General features: G+C 56.1%; 19 protein-coding genes and 1 tRNA gene. 9 read left to right on the forward strand and 11 right to left on the reverse strand.

Annotated features, from left to right (window positions below):
• Window positions 1–86: 86 nt before the first annotated feature.
• Together HBA49_RS12580 and HBA49_RS12585 are read right to left on the reverse strand one after the other, a co-directional pair.
• A complete protein-coding gene (locus tag HBA49_RS12580) occupies window positions 87–416 on the reverse strand; it encodes a histone-like nucleoid-structuring protein Lsr2 (protein ID WP_005522018.1) in 330 nt (109 codons plus the stop codon).
• Window positions 417–913: 497 nt separating this feature from the next.
• On the reverse strand, window positions 914–1,543 hold the full coding sequence (locus HBA49_RS12585; RefSeq protein ID WP_005524980.1) for a DUF6474 family protein: 630 nt from the start codon (window positions 1,541–1,543) through the stop codon (window positions 914–916).
• A 90-nt stretch (window positions 1,544–1,633) separates the two neighbouring features.
• On the opposite strand from HBA49_RS12585, the gene HBA49_RS12590 reads away from it, so the two are divergent.
• Window positions 1,634–3,142, forward strand: coding sequence for a TM0106 family RecB-like putative nuclease (locus HBA49_RS12590; protein ID WP_005525343.1), 1,509 nt, complete (start codon window positions 1,634–1,636; stop codon window positions 3,140–3,142).
• 13 nt (window positions 3,143–3,155) lie between these two features.
• Here HBA49_RS12590 and msrA read toward each other — a convergent pair whose 3' ends face one another.
• A complete protein-coding gene (gene msrA / locus HBA49_RS12595) occupies window positions 3,156–3,809 on the reverse strand; it encodes a peptide-methionine (S)-S-oxide reductase MsrA (protein WP_034995923.1) in 654 nt (217 codons plus the stop codon).
• Between the two features lie 310 nt (window positions 3,810–4,119).
• On the opposite strand from msrA, the gene HBA49_RS12600 reads away from it, so the two are divergent.
• A complete protein-coding gene (locus tag HBA49_RS12600) occupies window positions 4,120–4,725 on the forward strand; it encodes a superoxide dismutase (protein WP_005522022.1) in 606 nt (201 codons plus the stop codon).
• 128 nt (window positions 4,726–4,853) lie between these two features.
• Complete coding sequence (locus HBA49_RS12605) at window positions 4,854–6,647, forward strand: cupredoxin domain-containing protein (RefSeq protein WP_005525230.1); 1,794 nt, start codon at window positions 4,854–4,856, stop codon at window positions 6,645–6,647.
• On the opposite strand, the gene HBA49_RS12610 is transcribed toward HBA49_RS12605, so the two are convergent.
• On the reverse strand, window positions 6,634–7,308 hold the full coding sequence (locus HBA49_RS12610; RefSeq protein WP_005522024.1) for an HAD family hydrolase: 675 nt from the start codon (window positions 7,306–7,308) through the stop codon (window positions 6,634–6,636). The genes HBA49_RS12605 and HBA49_RS12610 overlap by 14 nt on opposite strands.
• A 234-nt stretch (window positions 7,309–7,542) precedes the next feature.
• The gene (locus tag HBA49_RS12615; RefSeq protein WP_146743649.1) at window positions 7,543–7,938 is read right to left on the reverse strand and encodes a hypothetical protein; all 396 of its coding nucleotides are present in this window, start codon (window positions 7,936–7,938) and stop codon (window positions 7,543–7,545) included.
• Between the two features lie 825 nt (window positions 7,939–8,763).
• Between HBA49_RS12615 and HBA49_RS12620 the strand changes: the two genes are divergently transcribed.
• The gene (locus HBA49_RS12620; RefSeq protein WP_005525333.1) at window positions 8,764–9,516 is read left to right on the forward strand and encodes a CAP domain-containing protein; all 753 of its coding nucleotides are present in this window, start codon (window positions 8,764–8,766) and stop codon (window positions 9,514–9,516) included.
• A 68-nt stretch (window positions 9,517–9,584) separates the two neighbouring features.
• On the opposite strand, the gene HBA49_RS12625 is transcribed toward HBA49_RS12620, so the two are convergent.
• The 3 genes from HBA49_RS12625 to HBA49_RS12635 form a co-directional block, all read right to left on the reverse strand.
• The gene (locus tag HBA49_RS12625; RefSeq protein WP_040431762.1) at window positions 9,585–9,848 is read right to left on the reverse strand and encodes a hypothetical protein; all 264 of its coding nucleotides are present in this window, start codon (window positions 9,846–9,848) and stop codon (window positions 9,585–9,587) included.
• An 80-nt stretch (window positions 9,849–9,928) separates the two neighbouring features.
• Window positions 9,929–10,005, reverse strand: a tRNA-Pro gene (locus tag HBA49_RS12630).
• Window positions 10,006–10,030: 25 nt separating this feature from the next.
• On the reverse strand, window positions 10,031–11,026 hold the full coding sequence (locus tag HBA49_RS12635) for a metallophosphoesterase (RefSeq protein WP_005525057.1): 996 nt from the start codon (window positions 11,024–11,026) through the stop codon (window positions 10,031–10,033).
• A 13-nt stretch (window positions 11,027–11,039) separates the two neighbouring features.
• Between HBA49_RS12635 and HBA49_RS12640 the strand changes: the two genes are divergently transcribed.
• Complete coding sequence (locus HBA49_RS12640; protein ID WP_005522033.1) at window positions 11,040–11,498, forward strand: GatB/YqeY domain-containing protein; 459 nt, start codon at window positions 11,040–11,042, stop codon at window positions 11,496–11,498.
• A 19-nt stretch (window positions 11,499–11,517) separates the two neighbouring features.
• Here HBA49_RS12640 and HBA49_RS12645 read toward each other — a convergent pair whose 3' ends face one another.
• Window positions 11,518–13,866 (reverse strand): transglycosylase domain-containing protein, encoded by a 2,349-nt coding sequence (locus tag HBA49_RS12645; RefSeq protein WP_005525314.1) that lies wholly within the window; start codon window positions 13,864–13,866, stop codon window positions 11,518–11,520.
• Between the two features lie 274 nt (window positions 13,867–14,140).
• Between HBA49_RS12645 and HBA49_RS12650 the strand changes: the two genes are divergently transcribed.
• The 4 genes from HBA49_RS12650 (at window position 14,141) to HBA49_RS12665 (ending at window position 15,924) form a co-directional block, all read left to right on the forward strand.
• Complete coding sequence (locus tag HBA49_RS12650; protein ID WP_005522037.1) at window positions 14,141–14,395, forward strand: WhiB family transcriptional regulator; 255 nt, start codon at window positions 14,141–14,143, stop codon at window positions 14,393–14,395.
• A gap of 68 nt (window positions 14,396–14,463) precedes the next feature.
• On the forward strand, window positions 14,464–14,622 hold the full coding sequence (gene sp36 / locus HBA49_RS12655; protein ID WP_005522039.1) for a Sp36 family protein: 159 nt from the start codon (window positions 14,464–14,466) through the stop codon (window positions 14,620–14,622).
• Window positions 14,619–15,071, forward strand: a complete 453-nt coding sequence (locus HBA49_RS12660; protein ID WP_005522041.1) for a RidA family protein — start codon at window positions 14,619–14,621, stop codon at window positions 15,069–15,071. Before sp36 ends, HBA49_RS12660 begins: the two co-directional genes overlap by 4 nt.
• A 46-nt stretch (window positions 15,072–15,117) precedes the next feature.
• A complete protein-coding gene (locus HBA49_RS12665) occupies window positions 15,118–15,924 on the forward strand; it encodes an MBL fold metallo-hydrolase (RefSeq protein ID WP_005525197.1) in 807 nt (268 codons plus the stop codon).
• Between the two features lie 67 nt (window positions 15,925–15,991).
• Here the strand turns inward: HBA49_RS12665 and glxR are convergent, their stop codons facing one another.
• Window positions 15,992–16,675: a CRP-like cAMP-activated global transcriptional regulator GlxR gene (gene glxR / locus HBA49_RS12670; protein WP_005522045.1), complete on the reverse strand. Its 684-nt coding sequence runs from the start codon at window positions 16,673–16,675 to the stop codon at window positions 15,992–15,994.
• A gap of 132 nt (window positions 16,676–16,807) precedes the next feature.
• Window positions 16,808–16,978 (reverse strand): hypothetical protein, encoded by a 171-nt coding sequence (locus HBA49_RS12675; protein WP_005522047.1) that lies wholly within the window; start codon window positions 16,976–16,978, stop codon window positions 16,808–16,810.
• Window positions 16,979–17,079: the final 101 nt, after the last annotated feature.

Raw genomic sequence — 17,079 nt, forward strand, 5'->3', positions numbered from 1 at the left:
CCAGGCCGGAACACTTAAGCGCTGATTAACTTTACTTAAGCAATTATTTAGATTTCTTAAATATAGCTAATTAGCGCTTCGATATATTAATTGGTGTTTGCGGCCAAATAATCGTCGATTAATTTCCGGGAAAGTTTTCCACGTACCGCGACCTCATATCCTCGGGCTTGGGCCCATTCCCGCACGTCTTTTGCATTATACTTTTGATTCGGCAGGTGCCGGGCACTTATAGATTCCGGGCGGGCTTTATCAATGAACTCCACAATAGCATTGCGGAATTTTTCGCAATTCTCCTTGGAGACATCCATGACGTAGCTGGATCCGTCAATGCTGAACCGGATAACATGCACATCTGTTTCCTGAAGCGGCTTGTCATCCAAGTCGTCATATATCTGGGTTATTTCGCGCCGGGCCATGCGAATCACCTTTCTAATACCTATGAATTAGTCAATACTTCACTAAAAATATTTCCTACTTGGCCTAAATGGTGGGTAGGTAGGAGATATGAATTTGTCAGCAACCATAAAAAGCTACACGGCAATTCCTTGCTATTAGTATAGATAAAGATTCAATAAATGCAATACACGACATGGAATATCGGCCTATTTATGGAGTTTGGTTTAATCCTTAATTGCGTGCAGCGAATCTGATATGAGGAAGATGTGTTGGTTCTTGTATGATTCTTGGATCATTCTTGTGTGGCTCTTATCGCATTCTTGCGCAATCCATTCCGGCCGTAAAATGATGAATATAATTATTTTGACCTGAAAATATAAGAAATTATTTATCTATTCCCGGCGGGTTGATAACAATTTTAACCGAATAAATCAGGGAAAAATAAAAAACTTGTCTGTTGCTGAAACCCATGAGTTTCGCCACAGACAAGTGAAGAGAATTACGGTTTATCGGAGAACTATAGGAGCCGGGCTAATACTTCTTTGTTTAATTCGTCCAAATCCGCAGAAATAGTCCGGTGCGCGCGTTTCCGCTGGTCTGGGCTCATCCGATCAGCGTTCTCCACGGCGGTCCGCAAGGCTTGCAGGCGTTCAACAACATCGGTTTGAAAACCTTGCGGCAGCTTATAGGTGGCCAGTGACTTTTCCATCCCCGTGATTCGGGCCTTCAAATCCGCCCCCGGGCCGGAATGCTGCGCCAACTCGTCCACTGATACGCCCAACTGCTGGGCACGGGATTTCGTGTTCGCGTCACGCACCATCACCACCGCTTTATACACCAGTGGTAGAAGCAGCGGCGCCATGGCCCGGATCGCAGCCGAATACCGCAGCACCTTGCCGGAATTCAGGCGGCCCTTGCGCAGCCGCTGCAATTCCGCAGTGGCCATTTTTTCCCGATGCTTGCGTTGTGCCTTGAGGAGCTTGCTCTCGTTCTTGAGCAGTTTTTTCTCCTCAGCGGCCAGCAGCTTCGATCGGCGGAGTTCCAATTGGGCGGCCGACTTGATTTCCTGCCGGGCCCGCGCCTGGGCGGCCTTGACCTCGATCTTTGTTTGGGCACGCCGTTTCAAAATGGTTTTTAATAGTCCCATGGGTTTCGATAAGCTCCTTGCTCGTAAGACATCAATTCCACACTACATTGCTTCCTAGCTTAGGCTTTCATAGTTGTGGAGGAAGATATCATGTTGTTGCAACCATCCGATCTTGTTGGCTGCCGCTACCGGTTGTCGCAGAAGCAGCGGCACCCCGATATCCCCCCGACCGACACGACGTATGCTCGCCGCCGACGCCTGACGCTCGCTCGTCGTCAAGCAACCGCGTTACTGCCCACCCACCCGCAGCGAGGCGATAAAAAACTCTTCCACCGCGTCGATCTGGGCACGCTTGACGACGCCGAAGACCGCTGGTTTGCCACGCTCGAAGCCCTGGCCGCCCAGGCAACCATCATCACCGACGCCATGCTGCACACCACCTGCGGTGGGCATGCCTTCGCCGTGCCTATCGACGCCCTCGTCCGCCGGCCCGACGGCAACTACATGCCGGTGCTCATCACCAACCACCGCATCATCCGCCCCGATCCCAACCGCAGCATCCAGGTCATGAGCACTCGCAGGCTGGGCTTGGGAACCCCAAACATTGGGCACTACCGGCTGAAACACCACTCCGCCGACTCGTTCACCCTGGCGCTCGCCAACCACGCCCTGGCCGATGTTGGGCATGCCGCCCAGCGTGGCATCCTCATCGGCCAAGACCCCGAAATCGCGGTCATTCTCGACACGGAACTGCTGGAACAGGGCCTGCAACTGGCCCTGAAACAGCCCATTCCCGCCCACGCGCACCGGGTGAAAGAATGCGGCACCTGCCGATTCTGGCCCCTCTGCGAGGCGGAACTGGTGGAACGCGATGACCTGAGTCTCCTCTTCGCCGGGGACAAGTCCGCCCAATACCAGCGGGAGGGGATCATTACCGTTGCCGACCTGGCCCAGGAACCCGCGGGGAACCCGGTCAACCCAGACATTATTTTGGCGCGAGCATTCCGGCGCGGCAGCCACCTAGTGAAACGCCGGCCAGAAACCACCGCCCCCAGCTTCGACCTGGAAATCGACATTGATGTCGAGGCCTACCTCGACCGGGGCGTATACCTGTGGGGTGCCTACGACGGCACCACCTATCATCCGTTCGCCACCTGGGACAATCTCGGCGGTCGCGCCGAGGCCGAAAACTTCGCCCGCTTCTGGACCTGGCTCACCAACACTCGCCGCGCCGCCCATGCGGCCGGGAAAACGGTGGGCGTGTTTTGCTACTCCAACCATGGGGAGAATTATTGGCTTCTGTCGTCCGCCCGCAAGTTTGAGACGGAGTTTTCGGATATTGCCGGCCTGCCGTCGATGGCAGAGGTGCGGCGGTTTATTGCTTCCCCGGAATGGTTAGATGTGTTTGCGTTGGTGCGGCGGGAGCTCTTGGGGACGCGGGGGCTGGGGTTGAAGATAGTGGCCCGGGCGACCGGGTTTTCCTGGGATGAGCAGGATGTGGATGGCGAGGCCAGCATTGGCCTGTATTTGGCTGGGACGCCGGCCGCCCGGGCGGCATTGCTGAGCTATAACGGTGATGATTGTCGCGCCACGGCCGCGGTGCGGCGGTTTTTGGCGGCTGGTGCGCCCGGGTTGCCGAGCATGGCAGATTTTGCCTAACGGTGCCGGTTGCCTAGTTGCAGGGGATACCAGTGGAGTGGCGGGGGCAATAGCCGCCGGGGTTTTTGTCTAGGTATTGTTGGTGTTCGGCCTCTGCGAGATAGAATGTGCCGGCGGGCGTGTCGATGAGGGGCATGACTTCGGTGGTGATGTCACCGTAGCCGGCGTCGGTGAGTTTGGTTTGGTAGTGTTCGACGAGTCGGCGGGCGATTTCGAGTTGTTCCGGGGTGGTGGTGTAGATTGCGGAGCGGTATTGGGTGCCAACGTCGTTGCCTTGGCGGAAGCCTTGGGTGGGGTCGTGGGCTTCGAGTACTTTCACGATTAACTGTTCGGTCGTGATTTTTTGGGGGTCGTAGACGACTTGAACTACTTCGGCGTGGTTGGTGCGGCCGGTGCATACCTCCCGGTAGGTGGGGTTTTGAGTGACGCCGCCCGCGTAGCCGGCTGCGGTGGATTCCACGCCGGGGGTTTTCCATAAGAGTTTTTCGGCGCCCCAGAAGCAGCCGAGGCCAACGTAGAGGGTTTCTTGGGTGTCCTTCCATGGTCCGGTGATAGGGGTTCCCAGGACCGCGTGCGGGGCGGGGTGGGGGAGCACCGGATGAATGCTGCCCTTGAGTGCTTTTGCGACGCTCACAAGTTGTGCTGGTTTACCGAATAACAAATCCATAATGATGGCCCTCTTCTGGTGATGTGTTTCAGGCATGTTCGTGGTGAGCATGGTGAATGGGTGAACTATTGATGGATAATTTGATTGTTATAATTATTGACTCTATATACCCTATTAACGATACTGGGACGGATTTGATTCCCATTGTGACAGAATACGCATAAAAGGGGCCGATATGACGTGCGGAACGCATGATTATTGTGCGTGATGTCGGTCGGTTGGGATGATTATTTGCTGCTGAGACGTTGCAATATAACAGATTTGCCCTATCATGGCTAGAAACACCCATTAGGAAAGGATCATAGTTTTTATGGCCAAGAAATACGTACTTCCCGAGCTCCCTTACGCCTATGATGCGCTGGAGCCCCACATTTCGGCGGAAATCATGGAGCTACACCACAGCAAGCACCACCAAAATTATGTCAATGGCGCCAACGCCGCCCTGGAGAAGCTGGAGGCCGCCCGCAAGGATGGTTCCATCGCGGCCGTCGTGACCGCACTGTCGAAGGATTTGGCGTTTAACCTGGGTGGACACACCAATCACTCCCTGTTCTGGGAGAATCTGGGCCCCAATGGTGGCGGCAAGCCTACCGGCGCATTGGCCGCAGCCATTGATGCGGATTTCGGTTCCTTTGAGGAGTTCCAGAAGCATTTCGCCGCCGCCGCCTTGGGGCTGCAGGGTTCCGGCTGGGCGGTGCTGGCCTACGACAAGATCGGCGAGCGGCTCGTTATTGAGCAGATGACCGACCAGCAGGGCAACCTGTCTATCGACCTGGTGCCATTGTTGCTGCTCGACATGTGGGAGCACGCTTTCTACCTCCAGTACAAGAACGTGAAGGCGGACTATGTTGCCGCCGTGTGGAACGTGTTCAACTGGGATGAGGTTGCTGCCCGCTACGCCGCCGCGGTGAAGTAACTTTCACTCACGCCACTGCCCTCACTGGGTGGTGGCATTTTTGCTGTCGGTGTTTCCCCGTCGGCCGCGATGGTTATAGTAGTTGTGCGTTAAAAACCCCGTCGATAAGCAGGCAGCGAGGAGACACCATGAACCGCCTGGCCAAAACCGCCTGGCACCGTAAGGCCAGCAAACCCGTCACTGTGTGGATGGCCGCATTAGTGCTCATCAGCCTTGTGCATTGGGCGCTACCGAATTACCGGTGGGTGCTGATCCACATGTTTACGCTGGGGATTGTCACCAACTCCATTATGTTGTGGTCGCAGCATTTCACGGAGAAATTCCTGCACCACCAGCTCCCCGAGGAGACCCGACCGTGGCAGTTGCGGCGGTTTGCCATTTTGAACGTTGGGATCCTGCTGATTATCACCGGCCAGCTCACCAAGAACATGTTTGCCCAGCACTGGCATGTTACCGCCGTGGGCGCCACCGTGGTGGGCGGGTCGCTTGCCTTCCACGCCGGCTATCTGGGGCGGCAATACTTGCAGGCCAAGCGCGGTCAGCGGTACGCCCCGAGTGTGATTGCCTATATTTGTTCCGCCTGCTGTCTGCCGTTGGGGGCGTTGGCTGGTGCGGCGCTGGCGGCGGGCTTCCCCAATCCGTGGCAGGAGCGGCTGCTGCTCACCCACCTGATTCTCAATATTTTGGGGTTCGTGGGGTTTGCCGCTATCGGCTCGCTCATGCTGCTTTTTCCCGCGATATGGCGCACCCAGGCCCACTATGAGCGCGCACCGTTGACCTTTGCCCTCATGAGCATTGGTTTGACGACGGCCGCAGGTGGGGCACTCTTCGGCCAGGGGCTGATTGTGGCCGGTGGGCTGGTCGCCTACCTCATTGGGATTATCATCCCGATTATGAGCTGGGGGGCGTGTGTCGTCACCGTGCTGCGTGATCCCCGGGATCGCGTCACGTTTGCCGCGGTGTCGGTCGCCGCCGCCCCATTGTGGCTGTGCGGCACCCTGATTGTGCTGGCCTATCGGGCCGCCACAGACTTGGGTACCACCGCCATTTCCCTTCCCACCATGCCATTCCTCATTGGGTTTGCCGCCCAACTCCTCATCGGGGTGATGAGTAATATCCTGCCCAGCAATATTGGTGGTGGCCCCAAAGCCACCCGCACCGGCATGCTTGTCTACGATCGGGCCGGCCTATTCCGGGCCACCTTGGTGAATGTGGGCCTGGCCTGCTGGTTATACACCGAAAATTCGTGGCTGCGGGTGGTGTTGTCCATCCTGGCCATGGGGTCGCTGGCGGTCTTCTTGGTGCTCACCCCGTTTGCGGTACGTGCCCAATTGGGGGTTATCCGTAAGACTCGGGAGCCGCTCCCGCTGGCGGAGAAGCCGAAAACCAACCAGATCACGGCGGCCCTAGCGGTGTTGGCGCTGGTGATCGCCTCGTTCGGTGGTTTGGTCGATGGGGGTTCCGGCGGGTCCTCCGGGGTAGTTACCGCCGGCGGCACCGGGAAGACCACCGAAGTGGCGTTGGACATGAAGGGGCTGCGGTTCAGCCCGGATGTGATTACCGTGCCTGCCGGAAACCAATTGGTGTTGACCGTGCACAATAGCGACACCATGGCCCACGACCTGAAGTTCGACAATGGGGCGCATACCGGCCGCATGAATCCGGGCGAGCAGAAACGCCTGGAGGTTGGGGTGATTAGCACCGACATGGCCGGCTGGTGCACCATTGCGGGGCATCGGGCCCAGGGGATGGAAATGACGGTCAAGGCCGACACCAGCGGCGGCAGCGGTAGTAGCAGTAGCGGCAGTAATGGCAGTAATGGCGGCGGGGCGGATACCGCTAAGCCAACCTCGGCGCATAAGCCCACCCATCCGATTCAAAACGGCACCGATGACAGCCTCGAACCCATTACGGAGCGTTAAGCAGCTCTGATAGATCCCGGATGGTGGGATACCGTGGGTCGGTGGTGCCGGTGCCTGCGTGGTCGACGTGGATTGCCGCGATGCCGGCGGCGATGGGGGCCAAGACATCGTTGGGGAGGGTGTCGCCCACCATGATGGTGTCCGCCGGAGCGGTACCCACGATGTCGAGGGCGCGGGTATAAAACTCTGGGTTGGGTTTGGCGGCTTCCATTTCGACCGCGGCCAACATGATAAGCCGATCGTCCCATAGGCCGGTGGTCCGAAGTTTCGTGGTTTGTAGGCTGGCGGCGCCATTTGTTGCAATCCCAACTAATTGTCCACAATCGAAACATTGTTCGAGTACCTCGGCGGCGCCTGAAAATGGCTGCATAGAAGCTATATATTGGTGCAAAAACCCGTCAAAGAGCTGCAGAGCCGCCGTCTCGGATAACTTTGGTTCATGCAAGTATTCCCGCACCCGAGCCGCCCGCTGCCCCGAATGGGTCAGCTTGCCGTGTTCATAGGCCAAAAACCACTGTTGTTCCAAGGCCTGCCACCGTGCCGGGTCGGGGGGAATTCCCAGCTCCTGGCTCCAGGCTATAACGCCTGCTCGGGCTGCATTGCTGTGGTCGACAAGTGTCCCATCGAGGTCAAAAAGCACTGTGCGATACGAGTTCAACATGGGTCATTAGTGTAGTCTTTGTGACGCCAATTACAGGGATGGGGGTGGGGTTGACAAACCGCAACAGTTCCGCAACCACAGGAATGAGTTATCAGACATGTTCAATGCAACCGAAAAAATCAGATCATTTATAGGAGAAAAAGTTTGAGCGGAATAATAATAAGGCCACGCAACACTGTTCTGTCCCTGGTGATTGGTGTTGCGTGGCCGTTGGTTGGGCGTCGACAGGCGCGGCTAAATCTGTTGGGGGTCGATAACTGGGTGCGGCACTTCGAACATGGTGCCGAATGTTTGCATTTGTTGATTGAGCGCCTGAATCGCCTGGGAACTGCGCACGTGCTCGCCAATGTGGGCCTCGTCTTCGGCAGTGAACATGGTGCCGGCTAAGTCGAAGGTTTCCATGAGCATGAGCCGCATGACAAGCGGTGCCGCGGGTACATCCACCTCATAGAGCAACTGGACGGTAGCATCATCGTTGTCGAGCTTGACCTGGAAATTTACATCCCGCTCCGTGGCGGGCTCGGTTCTCTGAATGCCACCAGTCGCCGGCTGATAGATCGCGGGCGTCGCGGCTTCAGCAAGCAACCAAGTGAGCGTGGGCGTGCCATATTTAGATTGGAGAAAACTCATTTTGGGCTCCATTGTTGTGATGATTACCACCTCCATGGTAGTGGCACCTGCTCAAAGGTATCCATGCGAAATATCGCACATATGCACGTTTGGGGGCATGTAGATATGGTGCTACCGGGGCTTTTCGACGATCGGCGTGTCGGTCCCAAATCTCTGTGGAACCTGACATATTGTTATTAGCAATGGCGTTAAGATCACAAGCATATAACAAATGATTTCTGAACCTAACTAAAAGATGTTAGGCGCATAAGCATGCTTGCCGAAAAGTAAATCCTACGTATATCAAATATGCCATTTCCCCTCAGTAACCACGATTTTATTCATGATATTTTGCTTAGCGGGGGTAGTGGGGGTTTTAGCTAAAGGTTTACTGATGTCTTCTTATCTTATAGGCAGCGCCAGTCAGAAGAACTGATGAGGTGTTTTTTGTATAACCTAGAGCTTTGCCGTTTAATGACAATTAAATTCATTAGTAAGGAAAAGGGTGATGAGTCCACTAACCTAAGAAGCTCAAGTCGTGTTCTACCCCCGGTACAATTTTTCAAACAAAATTACTATTGATGCAATGTTCGAATGACTTAGCAATGAATAAAACCCAATTGAACTCATAGTTTACTGAATTAGATTTTTAGCAAATGTGCTATTCAAACATTCTCTCTAATTTATTCTGATTTAACACTCAGTCGACCAGATATGATAGCTTGCAGCCAGTTGGTTGATAGGCCAATGCGGGTTACCGCCAGACCTGTCAACAAATTTTGGATTGATCACAATCGAAAGCTTGGTCATCGTGATACAATTGTTATTTTCAATAGTATTGGGAGTATGTATCCCGAAGACCTCAACCCGGACACTAAAGGAACAATGAACAGACTCAACGGTAAAGTTACTGCTAAATTCATGGCCGCTAGCGCTTCCGTCATCGTCGGAATCAGCGCTATGCAACCCGCAGCAGCACAGGAAATCTCCATCCCAGATGAACTCAATAACCTCCTTGACCAGCATGGAGCCACCACGGACATCTGGAACAGTGGGGCTCAGCTTCCCGTCAATATTCCGGACATCCCACTGGACTCCTCCTCCGACATTCTCAACCAATTGACCGGTGAAGCGAACAAGGCGATAAACTCCGTTCCCGAGGTTCAGGTGCCGGCGCTTCCTGCCGTCCCCGAAGTCCCGGCTACACCCCAAATTGGTGGATATAACGCGGGCGAAGTCATTGGCCGCACCATCGCCGAGATCAATGCCTATCGGGCCCAAAATGGTCTACCCATGGTGAACCAAACCCCGGCCGCCCAGGCCTCCGCCCAGGGCTATGCCGACTTTATGTTGGGGCAAAACATCGGCAACTTCAGCGGTACCCCTAATGGCTACCACCACGACCCCACCTGCAACTGCTGGGAAAACCTGCTTTGGGGCTACAACAACCCTGACGCCATGTACCATCCCTTCAACTACTGGCGGAACTCTCCCGGCCACAACGCCAACCTGTTGGCCCACGGGCCAACCAGCATCGGCGTTGGCGTAGCACACGACGCCGCTACCGGCCACTTCTTCGCCGTCATGCGGATGTTCTAACCGGGAATCATGATGCCGTTACGGTAGCCCAGCGTCAGAAACGCGGTAACGCTGGGCTACCATGACAGCTACCTGTTTCCGGAAAGACTTGGTTGGTCTTCCTGCCGGTTTCGCTCTCGGGTCGTGAAGCCTACCTGGAACTCCACGATACCGGCGACCAGCAGCCCAACCGCACTCAAAGCCACCATCGTCGACATCATGCCAGAGGAGTCGAATGCCACCAATCCGAGAATGATAGCCACCGCTAGCACGCACAATAAGCTAGCAAACAACATCGTAGTGCGAAACCGATACTCTGAATGCACCAGCTGCGGTTGCCGAAGAACGGACATGAACGACCGAAACCTCTTTTCTTGTGTGGAGTTTTCATGGAAGAGAAGAGCACCCCCAGTACTAGGTACTGAGAGTGCTATGGTCGGGATAACAGGATTTGAACCTGCGACCCCTTCGTCCCGAACGAAGTGCGCTACCAAGCTGCGCCATATCCCGTCGAAAAGCAATGCTAGTCGGCAAACTACTCTCGTGCCAAATCCGGCTTCTCAACGAGGGAAATCAGCGTTGCTGACGGGCGGCAAAACAGCCGCACTGGTGCAAACTTAGACGTTCCCAAACCATTACTGACATGCAACATCATGCCATCGAACTCGTGCAGTCCCCACGCGCGGACCCGGTCGATACCACAATTCGTCACCAATGTCTTCCCTCCAGGCAAACAAATCTGCCCCCCATGGGTATGCCCACATAACGCCAATTGGTAACCATCGGCGGCAAACTGAGCAAGCACCCGTGGCTCTGGGGAATGCGCCAACGCCAACCGCAGATCCGCCTCTGCATTCGGCGCCCCCGACACCTGGCCATAGTCATCCAAATCATGATGCGGATCATCCACGCCGGTGGCCGCAATCCGCACCGAACCCACCTTAAACTCCAGCCGCCGATGCGTGGCATCCTGCCATCCGTGCTCAATAAACGCCGCCCGCATGCCCCGCCACGGCAATTCCACCCGCGAAGCCTTCCGCTTTTTCCCCACCACATACGACAGCGGATTCACCACGGTCGGCGCGTAATAATCATTCGAACCAAACACAAACAAGCCCGGGCGCCGCATGAGCGGCCCCAAAGCCCGCAACGTGGCCGGCACCGCCTTCAGGTCCGACAAATTATCCCCAGTATTGACCACCAGATCCGGCTGCAACTGATCCAGGCTGGCCACCCACTCCTGTTTGGCCCGCTGCCCCGGCACCATATGCAGATCCGAAATATGCAGCAACCGGAACTCCCGCTTGCCCCGCAACGTACCAGGCGGCAATAACGGCAATTCTAAGCGTCGCAATTGGAACTGGTGGCATTCCCGTACCGCCCAGGCTGTTACCCCGGCAGCGGCCACGCTAGCGGTGATTGCGGTGATTCCAGCGATTCGGCCGATTCGGCGAAACCGGTCAGCGGCCGATGGAACGGCGTCGTCAAGCGTCAAAATTATTCCCACCCACGTAACAATACCGGAACGCATACAATAAAAAGCTATGAGTAACCTGCAAACACAAATCCGGGACGACATGAAAACCGCCATGAAAGCCCACGACAAACAACGCACCGGCACGCTCCGCATGTTCCTCGCCGCACTTACCGCCGAGGAAACTTCCGGCGCCCGACACAAGCTTGACGACGACGAGGTACTCAAAGTCCTCGCCCGCGAAATCAAAAAACGCAAAGAATCCGCCCAAGTCTACGCCGACGCCGGCCGCCAAGAACTTGCCGATCAGGAACTCGCCGAAGTAGCGGTCCTGGAGGAATACCAACCAACCCAACTCACCGACGACGAAGTAACCGCACTCGTCCAGGCCGCCATCACCGATGTGGCCGCCGGCGGTGACATCAGCATGAAACTCATGGGTCCGGTCATGCAGCAGGTAACAAAAACGGCCGCTGGCCGCGCCGATGGTAAGCGCCTGTCAGCGGCCGTTCGTGCGGCCTTGCAGTAGATAACCCCTATCCGGTGGGCTATCCACCACCGAAGAGCTTCTTCAACTCCTCGGCAATGTTATTAATATCGTTCTGCAGCTTATTCAGGTCTTCCTCATTCTGGTTGTCCTGATTAGCTGCCCCGCCGGTGCCATCCGACACCTGGAGCGTAACCTTACTGCCCCGGCGCAGCGGCGGATTAGCAATCACCTTCACCACTGTGCCCTTTGGCGCGCCATTCCCCGGCACCGCCTGTTTCTGCACGTCGTAACCCTCGGTGCGGAGTGTCACCTCAACCTCTTCAGCATTACGACCCTGATACTTCTGGCTCATCGCTTGGGTGCGACCCGAACTAAACTCCGAGCTTGGCGACGGCAACGACCCCGACTGGGCGCCCACCGCATTCGCGGCCTGGAACCAGGTCCGGGCGGGCTCATAACCACCGTAAATGTCGCCCCAACCGCACTGGCGGGCCGGGCTGGAACAAATCGGGGACGATGACGTGCCGTCGTTGAAAATATAGGTAGCGGCTGCAAACTTATCGTTAAAGCCCATGAATGCGGCCGACTCGTGCGCCTCGGTGGTGCCCGTCTTTGCGGACACCGGAACGCCCCAACCATTAGCCCGAGCGGCCTGAGCGGCGGTACCATTGCCCACCGCGTCGCCACTCAATGCGGCAGACAGGGCATAGGCCACATCCTCGTTCAACGCATTCTCACACGCCGGGGTGTCAATGAACACCTCTTTGCCCTTCTGGTCGGTCACCTTCTCGATCGGGGACGGTTCACACCACACCCCGCCCGAGGCAATCGACGCCGCAACATTCGACAACTCCAACCCATTCACCGCGGTCGGACCCAAGGTAAACGAACCCATATTGTGCTTCTTAATATGATCCGCAATGGATTCTTTCTCCCCATCCCAAGTGCCGGGCTTAGCATACGAACGCATACCCAACTTCACGGCCAAATCCACCACCGTAGGCACCGTCACCTGCTCAATCAGCTTCACGAACGTGGTGTTCGGCGACTGGGCCAACGCATCCTTGAGCGTCAGCGTGCCCGGATACGAACCAGCGTTCCGCACGCAATACAGGCCCTCTGGGCAGCCGGCCGCACCGCCGGAACCCATGCCGGCCACATTCACCTGTGCCGGCACCGCCAACGGCGTATTAATGCCATAGCCCTGATCCAGGGCGGCCGCCGCGGTGAAAACCTTAAACACCGAACCTGCACCGTGGCCTACCAGGCTGGCGGTCTGCGGCAGCATCGTCTCGTACTTGTCCGCATCCAGGCCATACTTCCGCGACGACGTCATCGCCCGAATGTAGCGGGTTTCCTTACCCGGCTCCACCACGTTCATGATCTCCGCCACACCTTCGGTCTGCGGATCCACGTTACGGGTTACCGCCTCATGGGCGGCTTTCTGTACATCCGGATCCAAACTGGTGCGAATGGTGTACGAACCACGCTTAATATCATCCAGGCTCATGTTCTTGCTGTCCAAATACTTCAACACATAGTCGCAGAAGAAGCCCTTATCGTCGGCGGTAATGCAGCCATTATCAATCTGCTGCGGCTCATCAAGTACCCCCAGCGGCTCCTTCTTGTATTTGTCGGCATCCTCCTGGGAAATCTTCCCCAGCCGGGCCATCTCGTCCAACACGGTACTGCGACGCTCCTTCACCCCCTCCTCATTGGTATAGGGGTTCAGCACACTTGATGATTGCACCATGCCCGCCAACATGGCGGACTGTGGCACATTCAATTCCTTCGCGTGCTTACCAAAATAAACCCGGGCTGCGGCCTCTATGCCATAGGCGTGATTGCCGAACGGCACCAAGTTGAGATACCGGGTCAGCACCTCATCCTTGGAAAGCATTTTGTCGATAGCCGACGCCATTCGCATCTCCCGTAACTTCCGAGGAATCGACTGCTCGGTCGCAGCCTGCCGCTCCTCATCGGTGCGGGCGGTGGCCAACAGTAGATAGTTCTTCACATACTGCTGATCCAGGGTGGACGCACCCTGCTCCACCCCGCCGGCCACAAAGTTCGTCAATACGGCACGGATATTGCCTTGGATATCGACACCTTTATGTTCGTAGAAGCGACGGTCCTCAATAGAGACGATGGCGTCCTTCATCGCCTGCGGGATATCCTCCGACTTAATCTCATACCGACGCTGGCCAAACACCCAAGCAAAGGGCGTGCCGTTTTTATCGGTGATCGTCGTGACGCCAGGAGTGGCGCCTTCGGTAAGATCTTGCAGGTTAGACTGCATCGTTTCGTTCGTGCGTTTAGCCGCAACGCCGCCTAAAGCGGCCATAGGCGTGAGCGCAACAGCGGCCGTCAAACCGACGGCGACTGCTGCGCCAATAATCTGTGACAAGGGTTTCCATACAGGCACCCTTAATACACTAGCGATTATCGGGCATAGGGGGGAATAACCAATCACCCCTCAATGTGTGATGCATTCGACTTGGGATATTTCGTGTGAATACACTTACATACGTTCGGATGTGTAAAACTGCCGGATATCACATGTAACAATCCTTAATTAGCCAGGAGGAACTACGATGTCCGCACCTCGGGGAAGCGAGATAACGCGCAATCCTTTCCTAACTAGCCCGGAGGGTGTGAATACTGAGCGCGGTGAATGGGTCATGCAGGCTAATTGCCGAAACGGTGATCCTGATGCTTTATTTGTTCGTGGCGCAGCCCAGCGTCGGGCCGCCGTCATTTGCCGTCAATGCCCGGTCATAGTGCAATGCCGGGCGGATGCGCTAGATAATAAGGTGGAATTCGGGGTGTGGGGTGGGCTTACCGAGCGCCAGCGCCGGGCCCTACTGCGGAAAAATCCCCACATTACGTCGTGGGCAGAATATTTAGCCAATGGGGGAGAGCTCGTCGGCATATAACAACTTACTGTTAGATCAGTCACGCTGAGAGCTTTTCGACGGGTGATATTGTCCGGTATGGTAGGTGCATGAAGAAATGGGAATATGCTACTGTACCGCTACTAGTTCACGCCACTAAACAAATTTTGGACACGTGGGGTGAAGACGGTTGGGAGCTCGTCACGGTCGTGCCGGGTATGAATCCGGAAAACGTGGTGGCCTACCTCAAGCGGGAGGTTGCCGAATGACCGTTCTCGAACGCTTGAGCGAATTAGGTATTACCCTGCCGGCGGTGGCCGCACCCGTGGCCGCCTATGTGCCGGCCATTCGGGTAGGAGACCAGGTGTGGACCTCGGGTCAGCTCCCATTTGTGGATGGCAAACTACCGGCCGTCGGCAAGCTTGGGGCGGATATCACTGTCGAACAAGGGGCCGACTATGCCCGCCAAGCCGCACTCAACGCATTGGCCGCCGTCGACGCACTTGTTGGCATTAATAATGTCAAACGGGTGCTGAAAATTGTGGGCTTTGTGGCATCCGCCGATGGTTTTGCGGAACAACCTGCCGTCGTCAATGGTGCCTCCAACCTTATTGGGGAAATTTTTGGCGAAGCCGGAGCTCATGCGCGGTCGGCTGTTGGGGTTGCTGAACTGCCGCTATCGTCACCAGTAGAAATAGAAATAATCGTTGAGGTTTAGCCAATTTTGATAGTGTAAACAGCTTTTCATGGCTAAGCTTTAACACATGGAGCATCCAGCCTACAGTCAACTACGACCGGTAACCCCCTCAGCATCCGTCGTGTTATGTCCCAACCCCGGCTACAGCTCCCTCGAAGGCACAAATTCGTGGGTGATACGGGCACCAGAAGACACACACAGCATAGTGATCGACCCCGGCCCCACCGATGAAGGACACCTCAATGTGCTGAATAATAAAGCATCAGAGGTCGGACTCATTCTACTCACCCACCGCCACCACGACCACGCCGATGGGGCCCACCGGTTTCGGCAACTCACCGGAGCTTCTGTGCGGGCCTGGGACCCCGCCTACTGTATTGGGGCGGAGCGGCTCACCAATGGGGAAATCATCAGTCTTGAAGACGTCACCCCCCAAATCGAAGTTGTTTATACCCCCGGCCACACGAGTGATTCCGTGTGCTTTTTCATTTGGTCCGGCGTGCCCCACGAATCTACCCTCGAAGGCATCGTCACCGGCGACACCATTGCCGGCCGCCACACCACTATGATCTCCGAAACCGACGGCGACCTGGGCCTGTATTTAAAAACCCTGGCGCTCTTAGAAGAACGCGGCTCCGGCGTGAAACTCCTCCCCGGTCACGGCCCCGACGGTTTCGACGTGGCCAGTTTCGCCCACTGGTATATCGAACGCCGCCAGCAACGCCTCACCCAACTCAAGGCTGCCCAGGCCAAACTCGGCCCCGACGCTTCGCTCAAAGAGCTTATCGACGAAATCTACGACGACGTCGACCCGGTACTTCGGGGAGCCGCCGAACAATCCACCCGGGTGGCGCTGCGCTACCTGGCCGAATAGTGGCCCAAAACCCCACAGCACATTCATCCATGACTGTGGGGTGAGGGTAGGGTGAAAAAACTTTTTGTTACCGGGCGCGCTTGGCCAAATGCTCCGTATCAATAATGAGAACCGATTTGCCTTCCAGGCGGATCCAACCCCGATATGCGAAGGTTGCGAGTGCCTTATTGACGGTTTCCCGCGAGGCCCCCACCAATTGGGCAATCTCCTCCTGGGTCAAATCATGATTCACCCGCAGGGCACCGCCTTCTTGGGTGCCAAATCGATTGGCCAACTGCAATAAGGTTTTTGCCACCCGGCCGGGTACATCCGTGAAAATCAAATCCGCCAATGCCGAATTTGTGCGGCGTAATCGGCGGGCCAGCACCCGCAAGAGTTGCTCCGAAATTTCGGGATGGTCGGCAATCCACTTGCGGAGCATCTCCGAATTCATGGTTGCGGCATGCACCTCGGTCACGCACACTGCTGATGAAGTGCGGGGGCCCGGGTCGAAAATGGATAGCTCCCCAAACATGTCGGATGGGCCCATGACTGTGAGCAGGTTTTCCCGGCCGTCGGGGGCATGACGCGCCAGCTTCACCTTGCCGGCCGTAATGATGTACAGGCGATCACCGGGTTCGCCCTCCTCAAAGATGGTGGCGCCGCGCGGATATCTGACGGACTCTAAATCCTCAATCAGATTGGTGACGGCTACCGGGTCGACGCCTTGGAAAATCCCTGCGCGAGATAGGATGTCATGCACGCCTTCCACGTCTTAGCACTCCTCATACATGTAATAAGTTGGTATCTACTGCCCACAACTCTACTATGTCTTACGTCACTTTCGCACCCCAAAAAAAAGCTGTGTCACAAAAGTGTCAAATGAGGGGCCCCAAAGGGGGTATTAACCTTGCGTTTCCGAGACTTGAGGCACTGCCCCGGCGGGTACCGTCGACAAGTTTACATCGAGCGGCTCTATCAAATCGGGAAACACCACGGCCCGCTCTAACCAGTCCATCACCATCGGGAATATCGCAATCACGATGGGAATTACAAACACCAAAAGGATTGACATACCCTAAACCATAACCCGATGAGAAGGATATTATGACAACTAAGGCCGTCATCACTATGTCACGCACCCCCTCCCCAATAGGCAATCGCCACCCCATGCCA

Origin of the sequence: Corynebacterium matruchotii (assembly GCF_011612265.2) — a bacterium.
Taxonomy (GTDB): domain Bacteria; phylum Actinomycetota; class Actinomycetes; order Mycobacteriales; family Mycobacteriaceae; genus Corynebacterium; species Corynebacterium matruchotii.